General features: G+C 73.6%; 19 protein-coding genes. 5 read left to right on the top strand and 14 right to left on the bottom strand.

Annotated elements, in window-relative coordinates:
• Positions 1-42 precede the first annotated feature (42 nt).
• Entirely contained in the window at positions 43-1,962 is a 1,920-nt protein-coding gene (locus ACR9E3_RS20200) for an aldolase/citrate lyase family protein (RefSeq protein WP_460382313.1), read from the top strand.
• Here the strand turns inward: ACR9E3_RS20200 and ACR9E3_RS20205 are convergent.
• The 5 genes from ACR9E3_RS20205 to ACR9E3_RS20225 form a co-directional block, all read right to left on the bottom strand.
• On the bottom strand, positions 1,959-3,566 hold the full coding sequence (locus ACR9E3_RS20205; protein ID WP_460382314.1) for a serine/threonine-protein kinase: 1,608 nt from the start codon (positions 3,564-3,566) through the stop codon (positions 1,959-1,961). The genes ACR9E3_RS20200 and ACR9E3_RS20205 overlap by 4 nt on opposite strands.
• A gap of 74 nt (positions 3,567-3,640) precedes the next feature.
• Positions 3,641-4,504, bottom strand: a complete 864-nt coding sequence (locus tag ACR9E3_RS20210) for a siderophore-interacting protein (protein WP_460382422.1) — start codon at positions 4,502-4,504, stop codon at positions 3,641-3,643.
• A gap of 194 nt (positions 4,505-4,698) precedes the next feature.
• Positions 4,699-5,898, bottom strand: coding sequence for an amidohydrolase family protein (locus ACR9E3_RS20215; RefSeq protein WP_460382315.1), 1,200 nt, complete (start codon positions 5,896-5,898; stop codon positions 4,699-4,701).
• Entirely contained in the window at positions 5,895-6,179 is a 285-nt protein-coding gene (locus ACR9E3_RS20220; protein WP_460382316.1) for a hypothetical protein, read from the bottom strand. Before ACR9E3_RS20220 ends, ACR9E3_RS20215 begins: the two co-directional genes overlap by 4 nt.
• A complete protein-coding gene (locus ACR9E3_RS20225) occupies positions 6,166-6,561 on the bottom strand; it encodes a Rieske (2Fe-2S) protein (protein WP_460382317.1) in 396 nt (131 codons plus the stop codon). Before ACR9E3_RS20225 ends, ACR9E3_RS20220 begins: the two co-directional genes overlap by 14 nt.
• Positions 6,562-6,618: 57 nt before the next feature.
• Between ACR9E3_RS20225 and ACR9E3_RS20230 the strand changes: the two genes are divergently transcribed.
• Both ACR9E3_RS20230 and ACR9E3_RS20235 read left to right on the top strand, forming a co-directional pair.
• Positions 6,619-7,536: a LysR family transcriptional regulator gene (locus ACR9E3_RS20230; RefSeq protein WP_460382318.1), complete on the top strand. Its 918-nt coding sequence runs from the start codon at positions 6,619-6,621 to the stop codon at positions 7,534-7,536.
• Positions 7,533-8,009: a protein-tyrosine phosphatase family protein gene (locus tag ACR9E3_RS20235; RefSeq protein ID WP_460382319.1), complete on the top strand. Its 477-nt coding sequence runs from the start codon at positions 7,533-7,535 to the stop codon at positions 8,007-8,009. Before ACR9E3_RS20230 ends, ACR9E3_RS20235 begins: the two co-directional genes overlap by 4 nt.
• Here ACR9E3_RS20235 and ACR9E3_RS20240 read toward each other — a convergent pair.
• The 5 genes from ACR9E3_RS20240 to ACR9E3_RS20260 all read right to left on the bottom strand — a co-directional run bounded on the left by ACR9E3_RS20240 (position 7,951) and on the right by ACR9E3_RS20260 (position 11,466).
• Positions 7,951-8,538, bottom strand: coding sequence for a TetR/AcrR family transcriptional regulator (locus ACR9E3_RS20240; protein WP_460382320.1), 588 nt, complete (start codon positions 8,536-8,538; stop codon positions 7,951-7,953). The two genes, ACR9E3_RS20235 and ACR9E3_RS20240, sit on opposite strands and share 59 nt — an antisense overlap.
• Positions 8,539-8,612: 74 nt before the next feature.
• On the bottom strand, positions 8,613-8,963 hold the full coding sequence (locus ACR9E3_RS20245; protein ID WP_460382322.1) for a hypothetical protein: 351 nt from the start codon (positions 8,961-8,963) through the stop codon (positions 8,613-8,615).
• 151 nt (positions 8,964-9,114) lie between these two features.
• A complete protein-coding gene (locus ACR9E3_RS20250) occupies positions 9,115-10,194 on the bottom strand; it encodes an LLM class flavin-dependent oxidoreductase (protein WP_460382323.1) in 1,080 nt (359 codons plus the stop codon).
• Between the two features lies 1 nt (position 10,195).
• On the bottom strand, positions 10,196-10,804 hold the full coding sequence (locus ACR9E3_RS20255) for an isochorismatase family protein (protein WP_460382324.1): 609 nt from the start codon (positions 10,802-10,804) through the stop codon (positions 10,196-10,198).
• The gene (locus tag ACR9E3_RS20260) at positions 10,801-11,466 is read right to left on the bottom strand and encodes a GntR family transcriptional regulator (RefSeq protein WP_460382325.1); all 666 of its coding nucleotides are present in this window, start codon (positions 11,464-11,466) and stop codon (positions 10,801-10,803) included. The genes ACR9E3_RS20255 and ACR9E3_RS20260 overlap by 4 nt, the downstream gene beginning before the upstream one ends.
• 101 nt (positions 11,467-11,567) lie before the next feature.
• On the opposite strand from ACR9E3_RS20260, the gene ACR9E3_RS20265 reads away from it, so the two are divergent.
• Complete coding sequence (locus ACR9E3_RS20265; protein ID WP_460382327.1) at positions 11,568-12,458, top strand: isocitrate lyase/PEP mutase family protein; 891 nt, start codon at positions 11,568-11,570, stop codon at positions 12,456-12,458.
• A gap of 6 nt (positions 12,459-12,464) precedes the next feature.
• Here ACR9E3_RS20265 and ACR9E3_RS20270 read toward each other — a convergent pair whose 3' ends face one another.
• The 4 genes from ACR9E3_RS20270 to ACR9E3_RS20285 are packed head-to-tail and all read right to left on the bottom strand — an operon-like array spanning position 12,465 to position 16,180.
• Positions 12,465-12,998 carry an HAD family hydrolase gene (locus tag ACR9E3_RS20270; protein WP_460382328.1) on the bottom strand — a complete coding sequence of 178 codons (534 nt, stop codon included), beginning with the start codon at positions 12,996-12,998 and terminating at the stop codon, positions 12,465-12,467.
• Positions 12,995-13,522 (bottom strand): DUF305 domain-containing protein, encoded by a 528-nt coding sequence (locus ACR9E3_RS20275; protein WP_460382329.1) that lies wholly within the window; start codon positions 13,520-13,522, stop codon positions 12,995-12,997. The genes ACR9E3_RS20270 and ACR9E3_RS20275 overlap by 4 nt, the downstream gene beginning before the upstream one ends.
• A gap of 19 nt (positions 13,523-13,541) precedes the next feature.
• The gene (locus tag ACR9E3_RS20280) at positions 13,542-15,218 is read right to left on the bottom strand and encodes a class I adenylate-forming enzyme family protein (protein WP_460382330.1); all 1,677 of its coding nucleotides are present in this window, start codon (positions 15,216-15,218) and stop codon (positions 13,542-13,544) included.
• Complete coding sequence (locus ACR9E3_RS20285; protein WP_460382331.1) at positions 15,218-16,180, bottom strand: cyclase family protein; 963 nt, start codon at positions 16,178-16,180, stop codon at positions 15,218-15,220. The genes ACR9E3_RS20280 and ACR9E3_RS20285 overlap by 1 nt, the downstream gene beginning before the upstream one ends.
• A gap of 210 nt (positions 16,181-16,390) precedes the next feature.
• Here ACR9E3_RS20285 and ACR9E3_RS20290 point away from each other — a divergent pair, with 210 nt between their 5' ends.
• Positions 16,391-17,878: a class I SAM-dependent methyltransferase gene (locus tag ACR9E3_RS20290; protein ID WP_460382332.1), complete on the top strand. Its 1,488-nt coding sequence runs from the start codon at positions 16,391-16,393 to the stop codon at positions 17,876-17,878.
• The last annotated feature ends 9 nt before the right edge of the window (positions 17,879-17,887 follow it).

The raw sequence follows: 17,887 nt of genomic DNA on the forward strand, positions 1-17,887 counted from the left end.
GCGCCAACTGCTCACGAAGGAACGGAGGCAGACTCGCGCAGCGTGGACGGGCTCTTCGTGGCGACGCCGTCGCCCGCGCTGGTCGAGATGGTCGGGGCGGCGGGGTACGACGTCGCGATCCTCGACGCCGAGCACGCGCTGGTCTCCCCGGACACGCTGCAGGAGATGATCCGCGCCGCTGAGGTGGCCGGGATCGCGCCGTGGGTACGGGTCCCCGAGCACGACCCGGGGTTCGTGCTGCGGGTCCTCGACGCGGGCGCGACCGGGATCGTCGTCCCGCACGTGCGGTCCCGCGCCGACGTCGAGGCCGTCGTCCGTGCCGCCCGCTACGCCCCCGAGGGCAGGCGCTCGCTGAACTCGGGACGGATGGTCGGCTACGGCCGCACGGACCTCGCGACGCACGTGGCGACGGCCGACGCGGCGGTCACGATCGTCGCGATGATCGAGGACGCCGAAGCGCTGGCGGTGATCGACGAGATCGTCACGACGCCCGGGCTGGACATGGTGCTCGAGGGCGCCGCCGACCTCTCCCAGTCGCTCGGGGTCCCGTGGCGGACGCGGCACCCGCGCGTGCGCCGCGCCGTCGAGGAGGTCCACGCCGCGTGCGTGCGCGCCGGGGTGCGGTTCTGCGCGATCCCCCGCGTCCCCGCCGACCGCGCCCGTTGGCGCGCTCGCGGCGTCAGCGACCTCGTGCACGGCGAGGAGCGCTCCCTGGCCGTGGCCGCCTTCCGGTCCCACGTGAGCGAACTTCGGGGCTATAGCACCGAAGTTCGCTCACATACGGAGGTGATCGCGGCCGCCGTCGAGGCACCGGAGCCCGTGTGCCTGTTCTCCTACGACCTCGACGCGCTGCGCCGGCACGCGCGCCGGGTCGTCGAGGCGCTGCCCGCGCGGTGCCGGATGTTCTACGCGGTGAAGGCCAACGCCGACGAGCGGGTCGTCGCCGCCCTCGACGGCGTCGTCGCCGGGTTCGAGGTCGCCTCGGGCGGCGAGCTCCGCGTGGTCGGCGACGCCGCCCCGGACGCCCCGGTGCTGATGGGCGGGCCGGTGCCGACCGACGCCGAGCTCGCCGCGGGCCTCGCCGCCGGCGTCACGCGCTTCCACGTCGAGAGCGTCCTGGGCCTGCACCGGCTCAGCGACGCGGCGACGGCCAGGGACACCACCGCCGACGTCCTGCTGCGCGTCAACCTCGCCGGCCCGTTCCCCGACGCGACGCTCGCGATGGCCGGGCGTCCCACGCAGTTCGGCATCGACGAGACCGATCTCCCCGACGCCGTCGAGGCCGCGACCACGCTGCCCGGGCTGCGCCTCGCCGGGTTCCACCTGCACTCGCTGTCGAACAACCTCTCCGCCGAGCGCCACCTCGCGATGCTCGGCCACTACCGTGACGTCCTCCGCGGGTGGGAGGAGGAGTTCGGTGTGCGGGCCGAGGTCGTGAACGTCGGCGGCGGCATCGGCGTCGACTACGCCGCGCTCTACCGCCCGTTCGACTGGCCCGCGTTCTGCCGGGGACTCGGCGAGCTGCTCGACACCTTCCCGGAGCACTGGCGCGAGATCGACTTCGAGTGCGGACGCTTCCTCGTCGCGGGCTGCGGCGTCTACGCGGCCGAGGTGCTCGACGTCAAGCGCACCCACGGTCACGCCTACGCCCTCCTGCGCGGCGGCACCCACCACTTCCGCCTGCCGTCGTCGTGGCAGCACAGCCACCCGTTCCACGTCGTCCCGGTCGACGCCTGGCCCGCGGGACGCCCGCGTCCGGAGGTCACCGACGACGAGGTCACGATCTGCGGGGAGCTCTGCACGCCGAAGGACACGCTCGCCCACGCCCGGGTCGGGCGCCTGCGCGCCGGCGACGTCGTCGTGTTCGAGGCGGCGGGCGCCTACGGCTGGGACATCTCCCACCACGACTTCCTGCGCCACCCGCACCCGGACCGGGTGTTCCTCGGGCCGTCGCCGGACTAGTCCTGGCGCTGGCTGTCGATCTTCCAGACGCCGTCCTGGAGCACCATCCCGAACACCGTGCGCTCCCGGACCGCGCGCCCGTCGGCGTAGCGGTAGGAGACGGTCGCGTCGACGGCGTCCCCGCCCGCGGGCGTGACCCCGAGCACCGCGACCTCCTGCACCGAACCCCAGAAGCTGCGGTAGTTCTCCAGCCCGCCCGCCGTGGACTGCTGGAACGACGGCGTGAGCCGCTGCCAGCCCTCGTCGAGGCGGTTCGGCAGCAGCGCGTAGTAGTCGACGACGGCCTGCTGCCGCGCCCGGTCGTCGGCGCTGCCGGTGAAGGCAGGCGACGCGGCCGTGGCGTCCCCGCCGGATCCTCCCGTCGCCGACGACGTCTCCGGTGCGGACCCCGCGCCGGAGGGCACGCGGGCGCCCGACCCGGCGCCGGTGCCGAGCAGGGCGACGACGACCACCGCGCCCACGAGGACGACGGCGAGACCGGCGACGGCGTAGGGCCACCGTCGACGGGCCGGGCGCCGGGCCTCGTCGGCGTCCGCGGGAGGCCGGCCGGGCAGCGGGAGGTGGTCGGGCGGCGGGGGGTGACCGGGCGGCGGAGGGTGACCGGGTGCCGGGTCGGGCGCCGTGGCCACCGGCGCGGCCACCGCGACGGGCTGCTCGGGCGCGGGATCGGGGACGGGCTCCGGGACGTCCGGCGGTGCCGGCGGGTCGGGCGACGGCGACGGCGCGCTCCCCGCGGCGGGCCGCGGGAGGATCGGCGTCACCGGGCCCTCCTCCGTCCCGGCGCTGCCGGAGACCAGCGCGGCGAGCTCGTCGCGCACCCGGTGCATCGGCAGCCGCCGGTCCGGGTCGGTCTGGAGCATGCCGCCGAGCAGCGGGGCGAGCGGGCCGGCGTGGCGGGCCGGGGCGTGCTCGCCGCCCGCGACGCGGTGCAGCACCGCGAGGGCGTTGTCGCCCGCGCCGAACGGCGGCCCGCCCTCGGTCGCGGCGTAGAGCGTGGAGCCGAGCGAGAAGACGTCGGAGCGGAAGTCCGCGGCCGCGCCGCGCGCGACCTCCGGCGCCAGGTAGGCGGGTGTGCCGGCGACGCGGCCGGTGGACGTGATCGTGACGTCGTCGACGGCGCGGGCGATGCCGAAGTCGGTGACCTTGACCGTGCCGGACTCGTCGATGAGCACGTTCCCGGGCTTGACGTCGCGGTGGACGATCCCGGCGTCGTGGGCCGCGGCGAGGGCGTCGGCGACCTGGCGGCCCAGCCGTGCGGCCGCGTCCGGGTGCAGGGGCCCGTCCTGCGCGAGCACCTCGGCGAGGCTGCGGGAGGGCAGGTACTCCATCACGAGCCACGGGGCCTCGTCGTCCTCGACGACGTCGTAGAGCGCGATCGCGTGCGGGTGGTGCAGGCGGGCGATCATGCGGCCCTCTCGCATCACGCGCCGCCGGGCCTGCGCGAGGGCCTCGGCGTCGGCGCCCGAGGGCAGGAGGACCTGCTTGAGCGCGACGGGGCGGCGCAGCGTCTCGTCCTCGGCGCGCCAGACCACGCCCATCGCGCCCTGCCCGATGCGGTCGCGCAGCCGGTAGCGAGCCGCGACCAGCTCGTCCTCGTCGGCCACCCGGCCTCCCTCACCTCGTCCGTCGGGTCGGGTGAGTCTGCCCCGAACGAGGGAGGGTCATGTCCCCGGGCCCGCTACGCGGTGGGGAGCGGGAAGCCTCCGGTCATGAGCTCGTAGCTCATCTCGTGCACGTCCTGGGTGGTGACGAGCGTGATCCCCCGGCGCGCGGCCTCGGCGCGGGCGGCGCCGAAGGTGCGGTCGGAGTCCTCGTGGGAGCGACCCAGCGTCCAGTAGCGGATGGCGTGGCAGTGGCTGCGCGCGAGGCCCTGGGTGATGCGCAGGTCCTCGCGGATCGCCTTGACCACGTGCCCCTCCCCCGCGACCCAGGCGGCGGCACCCTCCGGCACGGGCCGGGCGCGCACGACGTCGAGCAGCGACTCGCCCGCGGCCCGGTGCACCCACCGCACGGGTCGGGCGAGCTCCTGCTCGTCGGCGGCGTCGTGCACCTCGACGGCGACGCGGACGGGCGTGTGCCGCGGGAGCCACTCGAGCAGCGCGGCGATGGCGGGCAGCGCCGTCTCGTCGCCGGCGAGCAGGATCTCGTCGGCCTCCGCGGGCGGGGTCCAGCCACCGCCCGGGCCGACGATGCCGGCGGGGTCGCCGGGGCGCGCCGCCGTGGCCCAGCGGCCGGCCGCCGAGTCGCCGTGCAGGGCGATGTCGATGGCCATCTCGCCGCGCTCCCGGTCGAGGGCGCGGACGGTCATGCTGCGCGCGTAGGGCCGCGAGTCGTCGTCCGGCCAGGTCAGACCGGTGGGGCCGGGCACGGGGAGGACGACGGGGGCGCCGGGCTCGGCGAAGAGCAGGCGGACGTGCGCGGCGGGCGGGATCGTCTCGAGCCCGCCCAGCACCTCGGCGTGGGAGCCACCCAGCGTCACGCGCTGCATGCGGGGCGTGACGCGCTCGGTCGCCACCACGTGCAGCGGCGGCAGCACCGACATCCTCGTCACGCGCGATCCCTCCTCACCCGAATGCGAGGAAGGCTAGCCTCACCAACCCGTACCGATCCACCCCTGCCCGCGATCGTGGCGCTGAACGAGACGTACGACGCGTCGGGCGGCCCTCGACGGTGATCGTGGGGCCTTTCCTGTCGTTGAACGCCAGCGTGGACGCCAGGCTGACAAACCCCAGCCGCCTACAACCCGAACACCTTCCGGGCGGTCTCGCCGAGGATGTTGCGCTTGGCGTGGTCGTCGAGGAACGGCAGGCGCGCGATGCGGCCGGGGACGTCGAAGTCCCAGTGCGGCCAGTCCGAGCTGTACATCAACGAGTTCGGGGCGTCGATCGCGCGCAGCGTCGCCTCGAGCAGCGCGTCGTCGGTCCACTCCATCGGCTGCGAGGTGTAGAACATCTCGCGCATGTAGGCCGACGGCGGCTTCGTGAGCAGCGGGGCGTCGGACTGGCGCATGTAGTACTCGTGGTCGAGGCGCTGCATCATGAACGGCACCCACGCCAGCCCGCTCTCGATCCAGATCGTCTTGAGCCCGGGGAACCGCTCGGGGATCCCGTTGATGACCCAGTTGGTCATGTGGGTCATGTTGCAGGTCACGAAGCTCATGGCGTGCGCCGAGAGGAAGCGGTTCATCGTCGACGTCATCGAGTCGGCCTGGTTCGGGCCGGCGTGGAAGCCGATCGGCAGGCCGCGCTCCTCGAGCATCCGGTACAGCGGCATGTAGGCGTTGCGGTGCACGCCCGCGTGGCGCTGGCTGGTCACGAGGAAGCCGATCACGCCGGGGTGGTCGGCGAACTCCTCCACGGTGGCGAGACACGCGTCGGGGTCCTCGAACGGCAGCCCGAGCATCGTCCTGATCCGCGGCTCGCGCGGCAGGATCTGGCTGGTGAACCACCGGTTGTAGGCCTGCAGCAGCGCGCTCGCGACCTGGGGCTGCGGGTGCAGGCCGGTCTCGAGCATCGGCTGCGGGAAGACGACCTGGACGTCGATGCTCATCGCGTCCATCGCGCGGCGCACGAGCGTGACGTCGCGCTCGGCGCCCGAGCCCGTCCCGGGCGTCTCCTCGCCGAGCGAGGCCTGGTGCGGGATGCGCCCGGAGACGTCCTGCATGGTCAGCCCCGGCGGGTGGTTGTGCAGCGCCAGGTGGGAGGCCTGGGGCCAGTTCTTCATCATCTGGTGCGCGGTGTCCTTGAGCACCGGCGAGTCGAGGAACTCGAGGATCTCCGGCCAGGAGTCGAGCTCCACGTGGTGGGAGTCGACGTCGACGATGAAGTACTCGTCGAGCCCGTAGCGCTCGGTGTCGCGGGCGGCGTTGGCCAGGATCTCCCGGCTGTCGGTGTGGGTGGTGATCTCCTGCGTGGGCAGGCGACGGACATCGGTCATGACTCGCTCCTCGAGAACCACAGCGCGAGGTCGAACGGGTTGAGGTCGTGGGCCCGCAGCGCGGCGGTGGCGAGGACGACCGACTCGGTCGGGGTGAGGTCGGTGCCCTCCAGGGGGCGGGCGTCCTCCTCGGCCGCGACGGCGTAGAGCCGCGCCGCGACCGACACGAGCCGGCGCGCGACGTCGGGGGCAAGCGCGGCGACGGCCCCGTCGCCGAGGCCGGCATCGACCTCGGTGGTCAGCTCGTCGACGAGGGCGGTGATGCGCTCAGACCGTGACACGGACCCGCCCGCCCTCCTCGGCGACGTCCACCGGACGCAGCGCGTAGTCGGGACGTCCCGGGTGGCGCCCGGTGGTGACGTCGTACTCGAAGCCGTGCCACGGGCAGACGATGTGCATCTCCGAGTCGTCGAACACCAGGCCGAGGCTGCGCTGCCCGTCGTCGAGGCGCTCCCGCACGCGGGAGACGATCCGTCCCTGGCAGGCGGGTCCCCCCTGGTGCGCGCAGGCGTTCTCGTAGGCGTAGAGCCGTCCCGAGAACCGGAACACCCCGACCGTCACCGCGTCCGGCCCCTCGCCGAGCGTCACGACGAGACGCCCCCGCTCGGCGACCTCGTCGCTGGCCCCGACGTCGAAGACCCGGGGCGTCACCGTGCTCGTCATGCGACCACCGTGCGCCGCGCCACATCTCTTGTAAAGTTCAGATATCGAGGCTGATTCGTGAGTTCTCCTGAGTATTCGCTGCGGCAGCTCGGGTACTTCGTCGCGGTCGCGGAGGCGGGGACGCTGGCGGGCGCGTCGGCGACGCTGCACGTGTCGGCGTCGGCGCTCTCGCTGGCCCTCGACGAGCTCGAGCGCGCGCTCGGCGTGCAGCTCACGGTGCGCCGCCGCGCGCACGGCATCCGCCTGACGCCGGCCGGGCACGACACGCTGCGCCGGGCCCGCCGGTTGCTGCGCGACGCGGGCGAGCTCGCCGACGCCGCGGGCGGCGAGGCCGGTGACGTCGCGGGGGCGGTGCGCGCCGGCTGCTACACGACGCTCGCGCCCGGGCTGCTGCCCGCGACGCTCGGGCGCTTCGCCGCGCGGCACCCGCGGGCGCGCGTCGAGTTCGTCGAGGGCCCCCAGGACCAGCTGCAGCGCGGGCTGCTCGAGGGCGAGCTCGACGTCGCCGTGCTCTACGACCACCGCCTCGACCCGGCGCTCGAGCTCACGCCGCTGTCGTCGAACACGCCGTACCTCGTCCTGCCCGCCGGGCACCCGCTGGCCCACGGCGGCGGCCCGGTGACGCTCGCGGATCTCGTCGACGAGCCGATGGTGCTCCTCGACCTGCCGCCGAGCTCCGAGCACGCCCTCGGGGTGTGTCTCGCCGCCGGGCTGTCCCCGCGTGTGCGCCACCGCACCGCGAACCCGGACACGGCGCGGGCGCTCGTCGGTCAGGGTCTCGGGTTCACCGTGCTGGCACAGGCCGTTCCGGGCACCCGGACCCATGCGGGCGACGAGATCGTCGCCGTCCCGATCGCCGACGACCCGGCACCGTTGCCGATCGTGCTGGCATGGTCGGGACAGGTGGCCCCGACGGCCACCGCGCGGGCGTTCGCGGCGGCAGCACGGGACAGCAGCGGGAGGCAGCACCGGTGACCGAGGATCTGCGGGACGACGACTTCATCCCGGCGCACCTGCGCGACGACCTCGACGACGAACCCCCGCCCTGGCCGCCGCACGAGATCGTCCCGGGCGTCTGGCAGTCGGGCGACCCCGAGCCCGGCGAGCACTGGGACGCGGTGTTCGACCTGCACGGCAGCGACCTGCCGCTGGAGGACGTCGAGTTCTACGTCCACTGGCTCATCGAGGACGGCCCGGCACCGGACTTCACGACCCTGCGCGGGCTCGCGGACCTCGTCGACGACATGCGCCGTGACGGCAAGCGGGTGCTGATCCACTGCGCGGCCGGCATCAACCGGTCCGGCCTGCTGTCGGCCGCCGCGCTCATCCGCGGCGGGCACGACCCCGACGAGGCCATCGCCCTCGTGCGCGCGGCCCGCACCGGCGCGCTCAACAATCCGAACTTCGTGGATCTCCTGCACGATCCGCGATGGTCGCCGCGGGAGTGATCTGGGCGGCCGCCATCAGCTCGTCGAACAGCGTCAGGAGGTCGCCGACGTCGGTCGGCCCGAGGAGCTGCTGGCGGCCGATCAGGACGGCGAGGGCGAGGTCGGCGAGCCGGCCCGCGCGTTCGTCGTCGACGCCGGTCGCGACCAGCGCGTCGGCGACGACGGTCCGGCGCTGCGCGTCGACCCGCTCCTGCACCGCGGCCACGCGCGTGTCGCCGTGGGCCCACGCGCGGATGGCGGTCTCGGCCTCGTGCGGGAACGTCAGGGCGAGGTGCTTGACGACGTCGAGGCGCCCTTCGGGGTCGGGCTCGCGGTCGGCGAGCTCGGCCAGGCGCCGGGTGTCGACGGTCTCCCAGTGCTCCAGCAGCGCGTCGACGAAGTCGTCCCAGCCGCCGAAGTGGTGGTAGAAGGACCCGCTCGTCACCCCGACGCCCCGGCACAGCGCCGCGAGGCGCAGGCCCGACCGGCCCTCCCGCGCCAGGAGCGTCATGGCCGCGACGAAGTACCCCTCGCGGTTGGTCACCGTCACGTCGCCACCCCCTCGCCCCCCGAACGTAGCACCTCCTATGTTCCTGGGCGACGAAGATCACGACAGGCCGACGGCTACACCGTCGTGCGGTGCGGGAGGTCGATGTCGGCGGTGTAGTACTCCGCGGCCGCCCGCATCCAGAGGGCGCGCCGCTCCTCGCGGTCGGGTTCCGGGAAGCGCTCGCAGGCCGGCCGGCGGCCCGGGGTGTCGTCGACCGGCCCCCACACCTCGGCGAACTCGTAGGCGCCGGCGGTGGTGACGGCCCGGGCGAGGACGACGGCGTCGTCGTGGGTGGCGCTCCAGCCCAGGCTGCGCCAGCCCTCGACGTCGGGCCGCCGTCCCGGCGGGTCGGCCCAGGCCCGGACCTCCCAGTCCAGCTCCGCGTGCTCGTGGCGACGACGGTCGGACAGTGGACGCTCGCTCACGGCGATCACGCTCCTCGCACTCTCGCGGCGACGGAGGCGGCCCGGCGCGACGGTGTGCACGCCGAGGTCGTCGGTTCCCGGCATACACCCGCCGAGCACCGACGTCGAGCGGGACGAAGCGGCCGTGACGTGCGGGAACGCTCGAGTGGGCTCAGGACGGCACGGGCTGGGCGGCGTCGCGCAGCAGCGGCTTCACACGCTCGCCGAACTTCGTCACGCCGTCGACGAAGTCGGGCCACGTCAGCAGCGCGCCGTCGATGCCCGTGGTCACCGCGATCTCGTCGAACTGCGCCGCGACGCGCTCGTACGACCCCTTGATCACCGGCAGCGACAGGAACGCCATGTTGCCCTCGGCGGCCGGGCGCTCCAGCGACGCGAGCAGCTGGGCCGACGTCCCGTCGGGGTTGGTGTCCAGCGAGGCGCCGGTGGTCATGTAGCTGATCGCCTCGAGGTCGGCGTTCGCGACGATGTGGTCGCAGACCCGGTCGGCCTCGTCGTCGGTCTCCTCGGCGATCACGCAGTAGAGCGCGAAGGTGCCGACGTCGCGGCCCTCGCCGGCGCCGAGCTCGCGCACGCCCGCGCTGATCGACCCCACCTTCGAGCGCTCGGCCATGATGAAGTTCCGGTCGCCGTGGCGGGCCGTGAACGCCTGCCCCGCCGGCGACTGCCCCGCGCACACCACCGTCGGCCTGTGCACCGGCTTCGGGCGCATGTCGGCGTCGTCGAAGTCGAAGAACTCGCCGTGGAACGTCGTCGTCCCCTCGCTCCAGAGCGCGCGCAGCACCTGGACGTACTCGGCGGCGAACGCGTAGCGGCGGTCGAAGTAGTCGTCGCCCGGCCACAGGCCCATCTGCGTGTACTCCGGCTTGTTCCAGCCGGTGACGATGTTGAGCCCGCAGCGCCCGCCGGACATCTCGTCGATGGTGGCGACCATGCGGGCGGCCATGATCGGGTGGGTCGCGAGGGTGGTCACCGACGGGTAGAGCCCGATCGTCTCGGTGACCGCCGCGAGCCCGCCGAAGAGCGTGAACGACTCCAGGCATTCGCCCCAGAAGTCGCTCGGCCCGCCGGAGCCGCGGTGCTTCATCATCGAGAGCAGGAAGTCGAGCCCCTGCTTCTCCGCCTCCCGCGCGATGGCGACGTTGTGGGCGAAGCTCGGCCGGTACTGCGGGCTGCCGGTCGACAGGATGTAGCCGTTGGTGGCGTTGGGGATGAAGACGCCGTACTGCATGTCAGAGACCTCCCAGGGTCGTGCGGGCGGCGGCCAGGTCGACGACGTCGGCGTACTTGGCGTCGAGATCGGCGAGGTTCTGGTCGTGCAGGGCCGCGGTGCGGTCGGCGCAGGCGTCGGCGACGACGATCGGACGGAAGCCGTGCGCGAGGGCGTCGGTGGCCGTGGCCCGCACGCAGCCCGAGGTGGAGACGCCGGCGACGACGACCGTGTCGACGCCACGGGCGCGCAGGGTCGCCGCGAGCGAGGTGCCGGCGAAGGCGGACGCGTGCTGCTTGGCGACGACGGGCTCGGCCTCGCGCCGCTCCAGCGCGAGCTCGCCCCACCCGCCCTCCGCGCCGTCGGCGAAGGCCGCCAGGGCGGGCACCTTGGCCGCGAAGAAGCCGGCGTCGGCGAGGTCGGCGGCGTAGCGCACGACGGTCCAGAGCACCGGGACGCCCGCCGTCCGCGCGGCGCCGACGAGGTCCCCGGCGGGGCCCAGGACCTCCGCCGACCCGAGCCAGAACGGGCCGTCGGGCTCGACGTAGGCGCGGACGAGGTCGACGACGACCACCGCCGGGCGCGCTCCCCAGCCGACGCGGTGGGCGAACGGGGTGCCGTGGGGGTTCACGAGCGCTGTCCCACCATCACCGCGCGGGCGTTGCCGAGGTGGCAGCGCATGACCGAGGCCGCCCAGTCGCCGTCGCCCGCGCGCAGCGCCGCGACGATCTCGGCGTGGTGGGCGAGGCTGCGGGCGAGCGAGGCCGCGTCGTAGGTGTGGAACGTCCGCGTCACGACGGGGGTGTGGACGACGTTCGCGAGCCCGGCGGCGAGGGCGGGGGCCCGCGCGAGGTCGAGCAGACGGGCGTGGAAGTCGCGGTTGAGCCCGACCAGCGCGTCGAGGTCCTGGTCGGGTCCGGGCGCGCCGATCGCGAGCATCCGGGAGGCGAGGTCGTCGAGGGCGTCGAGGTCGCCCGCCGTGGCGTGCACGGCCGCGCGGGACGTGGCCCGGGGCTCGAGGGCGAGACGCACGTCGAAGATGCCGTCGAGGTCGTCGCGGGAGAACGACGTCACCCGCGCCCCGCGGTGCGCCTCCAGCTCGACGAGGCCCTCGGCGGCGAGGCGGGTCAGGGCCTCGCGGACCGGTGTCCGCGAGAGCCCGAGCCGCTCGGCCACCTCGACCTCGCCGAGGTGCGCGCCCGCGGCGAGGTCGCCGGTCAGGATGGCCTCGCGCAGGTCGGCCAGGGCGCGCTCGGAGGCGCGTCCCGCTCGCCGCTCGGCCGTCCCCGTCATCTCGCTCCCCACGATGTTGTACGCAACGTAGGGTGCGATGACTCCCTCGACAAGGCACGATCGCCCGTGTCCGCCCGTTGTTGTGCACAAGGAGCCGTGTCGTGGGAGATCTGCTGAGCCGTCCGGGCAACCGTCGCGCCCGCCTGCGGGAGCTGCTCGACCAGGGCCGGCCCGTGCTCGCGCCCGGGGCGTTCGACGCGCACTCGGCGCGTCTCGTGGAGCAGGCCGGGTTCGACGTCGTCTACATGACCGGCTTCGGCACGACGGCCTCGCTCCTCGGCCGGCCCGACGTCGGGCTGCTCGGCCAGGCCGAGATGGTCGACAACGCCCGGCGGATGACCGCGGCGGTCGACGTGCCGCTGATCGCCGACGCCGACACCGGCTACGGCAACCCGATCAACGTCGTGCGCACCGTCCGCGAGTACGAGCAGGCGGGCATCGCGGGGCTGCACCTCGAGGACCAGGTGATGCCCAAGCGCTGCGGGCACCTCGCCGGGAAGGTCGTGGTGCCGGCCGAGGACATGGTGGCCAAGGTCCGCGCGGCCGTGGCGGCCCGCACCGACCCGGACATGGTGATCATCGCCCGCACCGACGTGGCCGCCGTCGAGGGTCTGGACGCCGCGATCGAGCGGGCGCGCCGCTTCGCCGACGCCGGCGCGGACGTCCTGTTCGTCGAGGCCCCCACCTCCGAGGAGGCCATCGAGACCGTCGCGAAGGAGCTCGCGGGGCACCGTCTGCTGTTCAACTGGGCCGAGGGCGGGCGCACCCCGCCGCTGTCGTACGACCGCCTCGCCGAGCTCGGCTTCTCCCTGGTGCTCTTCCCGGTCTCGACCCTCCTGGCCGCCGACACCGCCATGCGCTCGGTGCTCGCCCGCCTGCGCGCCGACGGCACCCCGGCGGCGGTGCTCGACGAGATCGGCGGGCTCGACGCGTTCGCCGACCGCGAGGGTCTGTCGGAGATCCGGGAGATGGAACAGCGCTTCTCGTCGTGACGCGCCTCAGTCCGCCGCCACCGCTCCCCCGTCGCGGCGCCAGGCGTCGCCGTCGAGGTGGTCCAGATCGAGGTCCGCGGCGGCCTGCAGAGCGGCCGGTGAGCGGGCGACGAGCAGCGACATCCAGAGCGGGTAGTGCTCCTGCTGGCGCAGGGAGACCTCGTGCTGCGCCGCGATCAGCATCCCGGGCTTGGGCAGGCGGCACCAGCACCGCGCCTGGTCCGGCATGGTCGCGTCGGGGTGGTGGGGGCAGTGCACGACGAGGTCGAGCAGGTTGGCGACGCGTTCGCGGACCGTCCAGAGGGTGCGGACCGCGGTCTGCTCGTCGGTCTCCCCCAGCGCGACGCCGGGCTGCTGGCTGAAGCCGACGACGCGCCCGCCCGCGCCCTTCCACAGCCGCAGGCGTTCGACGGCGTCTCCGAACACCTCGATGTCGAACGGGCCGCGCCAGTCGCGGCCCAGGTCGTCGGGCGTCTTGCGCAGCACGCCCTCGACCTCGACGAAGAGCATCGGCACCGCGGGCCACGACGTCGGGCTCATGGCCCGGCGATGGTAGTCCTCAGCTGCTCCATCGTGGTGATCTCGGCGGACTGCGACGCGATCAGGGTCTGGTTGTACCGCCGCAGGGTGTCGTCCGTGCCCGTCGCCAGGTAGTCGCGCGCCATCGCCAGCGCGCCCTCGTGGTGGCGGATCATCGTGTCGAGCCAGAGCCGTTCGAACGCCGCGCCCCGCAGACCGGGCAGCGCGGCGAGGGTCTCCGGCGCGGCCATGCCCATCATCATCGGCACGGGCACGGCGGGCAGCCCGCGGGCGAGGGCCAGCCCCTGGAGCTGGCCGATCTCCTCGACCTGCTCGCGGTCGATGCGCAGCGCGACCGCCTCGAGCGCCGACGACGCCCCGCGGCCGCCGACCATCGCCGTCAGCTCCAGCGCCTGCTGGTGGTGGGGCACCATCCCGGCGACGAACGCGGCGTCCGGGGAGGGCGCCGGCGGGGTGACGGGCTCGTCCGCGCACCCCGCCAGCGCTCCGAGGGACAGCAGGAGGACGACGAGGGCGCGGACCATCGCCGTCCATCCTGGCGGTCTACCGCAGCGCGCGCCGCAGCAGCTTCCCCGTGACGGTCTTGGGGATCTCGTCCATGAGCTCGACCTGGCGCGGGTACTTGTACGCGGACATCCGCTCCTTGCAGAACGCGATGAGCTCGTCGGGCTCGACGCTCTGGCCCGGGCGCACCGAGACGAACGCCTTCACCGTCTCGCCGCGGTACTCGTCGGGCACGCCGACGACGGCGGCCTCGCGGACCGCGGGGTGCTCGTAGAGCACGTCCTCGACCTCGCGCGGCCAGACCTTGTAGCCGCCGGCGTTGATCTGGTCCTTCTTGCGGTCGACGACGTAGAACCAGCCCTGGGCGTCCATGTAGCCGACGTCGCCGGTCTTGAGCTCGACCGACCCGTCGGGGGCGCGCAGCGCGTTCTGCGTCTCCTCGGGCTTGTTCCAGTAGCCGGGGACCACCTGCGGGCCGCGGGTGACGATCTCGCCCACCTCGCCGGGGTCGGCGTCGCTGCCGTCGTCGCGCATGATCCGCACGACGGTCGAGAAGATCGGCACGCCGACCGACAGCGCGCCCGAGGCCTCGTCGACCGGCGCGTCGCCGCCGAGCGGGACGCCGTGGGAGGGCGAGTTGGTCTCGGTGAGGCCGTAGAAGTTGTGGATGTAGTGGCCGAACTGCTCCTGGAAGGCCTTGACCGTCGACGGCGGGATCGGCGCGCCCCCGGAGTAGACCTTGACCATCGAGGACAGGGCGTCCCGGTCGGCGTTCGGCGCGTTCATCATCGCGATGAACACGGTGATCGACCCGATGGAGAACGTCGGCCGGTGCTCCCGGATGGCGTCGATGACGACGCCCGGCTCGAACCGGTAGGCCAGCACGAGCGGCGCCGGCAGCAGCAGGGCGATCGCCATGTGGCCGACGACGCCGGTGATGTGGAACAGCGGCGCCACGCCGAAGATCGAGTCCTCGCGGCCGAGCTGGATCCAGTCCCGGTAGGTCTGGGCGTTGAACACGATGTTGCGGTGGGTGTTCATCGCGCCCTTGGGCGGGCCGGTGGTGCCCGAGGTGTAGCCGAGGAACGCGACGTCGTCGCCGTCGAGCTCCACCGGCTCGGGCTTCCGGTCACCGACGGACTCGAGCACCTCGGCGAGGTCCTCGGTGCCCTCGTGGCGGGTGCGCTCCACGCCCTTGAACAGCCGCTCGTCGTGGCGGGTCTGGTACTCCAGCGGCGAGGTCGTCCACGCGATCCGCAGCGAGGGGATCGTCGGCACGACCTCGGCCGCGACCTGGCCGAAGAGGTCCTCCTCGGCGAGCAGGGCCGTCGCCTCGCAGTCGCCGAGCAGCGTCGTCAGCTCGCGGACCCGGCTCATCGGGTTGATCGAGACGACGATGCCGCCGGCCTTCCACGTGCCGATGACCGCGATGAGCACCTGCGGGATGTTCTGCAGGTACGTGGCCAGGCGGTGGCCCTTCTCGAAGCCGCGGTCGGCGAGCGCCACGGCGAACTGGTCGGAGAGCCGGTCGAGCTCGCGCATGGTCAGCGTGCCGTCGAAGTAGCGCACGATCTCGACGTCGGGGCCGCGCTCGAGGGCGGCGCGGAACATGTGCAGCGCGCTCGGGTACTCGACCTCGATGTCGGCCGGGTAGTCCTCGCGGTAGCGGGCGAGCCAGGGGCGTTCGCCATAGATGGACTTCTCAGCGGTGCCCATCAGCGGATCACCACCGGGTTCACCGGGGCGCCGGTGGCCTCGTGGATCTTCAGCGGCGCCGCGGTGTAGAGGAAGTCCCAGCGTCCGTCGGCGGCGCAGGCGTCGGCGAGGTCGTCGAGCCAGATGATCTCGGCGAGGCTGACCCCGAGGTTGCGCAGCAGCGACGCGTGCAGCGGCAGGAGCACCCCGGACTCGGGGTCGGAGGTCACCTCGTTCGCGATCGTGTCGGTGACGAGGTTCGGGATCTCCTTGGTCTGGAACCACTCGACCAGCTCGCGCGAGTAGGTCAGACCCGGCTCGACGAAGCCCTCGTAGAACTCGTCGGCGGGCGTCGCGTAGAAGTACTTCAGGAAGCCGGTGCGGATGCAGACGATGTCGCGGTCCTCGATCGTCGTGCCCTGCCGGGTCGCGGCCTCCTCGAGGTCGCGGTGGGTGAACGTCTCGCCCTTGTCCAGCCAGTCCTTGCCGCGGTGGCGCGCCATGTCGATCAGCACGCCGCGCCCGGCGATGCCCCGGTTCGCGATCGGGAGGACCGACGCCCAGCTCATGCCGCCGCCGTTGGTGGTGTCGGCCGAGCGTCCGTTCCAGATCGTGTCGTCGTACCAGGCGTGCCCGAGCGCGTCGTACTGCGACGAGCCCTGGAGGAAGATCTCGGCCTTGTCGTCGGAGGCCCGCAGGCCGCCGGGGAAGCTCGGGCCGTTGCCGGAGTCGAACAGCTCCTGGTCCCACACCATCTCGCGCTTGATGCCCTCGCGGCCGGGGAAGACCGGGTCGCCGTGCGGGTGCCCCATCGGGCACTGGAGCGTGAAGACCTGGCCGTCGCGCACGCTGCCCACGCCCCGCAGGACCTGCGCGGCGTCGAGGTAGTTCAGCGATCCGACCTCGTCGTCGGGCCCCCATTTCCCCCAGTTCTGTGGGGGGTTGTCGCCCAGCAGTTCCCGCATCGACGGGACGTCGGCCATGAGCTCCTCCTCGAGATCACCGTGACGCGGCCCACGGTGCCCGGTCAGCGGCCGGACCGACAAGGGGTCGTGGGACGCGCGAGAGCACGACCTAGGGTGTACGGCCGTCCGGCGCAACGAGGGGGGCCGGGTGTGCCGCCGATCACTCCTCTTGTCGTACGCTGAATGTACAGCCATTGCGCCTAACGTATATTGCGACGAAAGAGAGCGATGTCCGAATCCCTGCTGTTCGAGCACCCCGCCGACCGCGGTGTGCTGCGCTGCCCGGAGTGCGGGGCTGCCCCGACCTTCGTCCCGACGCCCACCCAGCCGCTGGCCGGCGGCCGCTTCGGGCTCCTGCACTGCCGCTGCAGCGAGTACCCGGTGCTGGACTCCATCCCGGTCGTGCGCCGCGGCCGCGTCGACGTGCAGGACCACGTCACGGGACGCACCGAGGTCGCGGGCCCCGATCACCACCAGCTCGTGGCGATGCTCCGGGCCGACCGCGGCTTCGACGCCCTCGTGGCGATGCTCGCCTTCCCGCCGCCCGTGCCCTTCGCCCTCGGGACGCGGCGGGGCCTGCGCGTGCCCTTCACCCGCGGGCCGTGGCCGCTGCTGGCGCACGCCGCCCGCAAGGGCGAGGTCGCCGCGATGCTGGGCGAGCACGAGTCGCTGACCGCGCAGGACTGGATGGAGCTGTGCTACGCGCGCTCCTCCGAGCAGATCGCGGACGACATCTTCCCGTACTTCTTCGCCCGCTACGGGCAGCCGCGCTACGTCGCGTCGATCCAGCTGGCGCGCCACCTGCCCGCCGGGCGCGGCCCCGTCCTCGACCTCGCCTGCGGCTTCGGGCACCTCATGTACCACCTGGGCGTGCGCGACGAGCCGGTCGCGACGATCGGGGTCGACCGCAACTTCTTCCAGCTCTGGGTCGGACGCCGCTACGTCGCCCCGGAGCAGGCCTTCGTGTGCGCCGACCGCGTGGACGCCCTGCCCTTCGCCGACGACACGTTCGCGGCGTCGCTGTGCTCGGACGCCTTCCACCTCTTCGACGCCCAGCAGGGCGCGGCCGACGAGATGCGACGGGTCGCGGTCGACGACACCGTCGTCATCGACCGGGTCGGCAACCGGCTGCTCGAGCCCCACGACGGCGACCACGAGCGCACCCCCGAGGGCTACGCCGTGCTCGTGGCCGACGCGCCCGTCCGACTGACCTGTGAGGACGAGCTGATCGAGGCCTACCGCGCCGGTCACGGGCTCGACCTGGGCGCGGAGCGCGACCCGGCCGGGCTCGACGAGCAGAAATGGCTCGGGCTCGTCAGCTCGCGCGACACGACCGTCTTCGACGACCCCGGTCCGCGGCCGGGTCCACCGGCCCACGGCGCCGGGGACCTGCAGGTCAACCCGCTCTTCCGCGTCGAACGGGGCACCGAGGACGTGCACCTCGTCTTCCGCTACCCCTCGGCGTGGTACGCGTTCGAGAACGGCCTGATGCGCAGCTACACGTCGGCGGGCGAGCGCGTCGGCCACGCGGCGTTCGATGACATCGTCGCCGGCCGGCCCGCCCCGGAGACCGAGCATCTCCTGCGGCGCTGGGTCGTGCTCGGGATGCCACCGCGCTACGCCCGCCTCCCGGGCACCCCGCCCGCGATCCGGTCGGTCGGACAGGGCCTGCGCCGCGGCGCGCGGCGACGGCTGCAGGGCTCGTCCCGGTCCTGACCGAATCCG

This window comes from Actinomycetospora sp. C-140 (genome assembly GCF_054796175.1).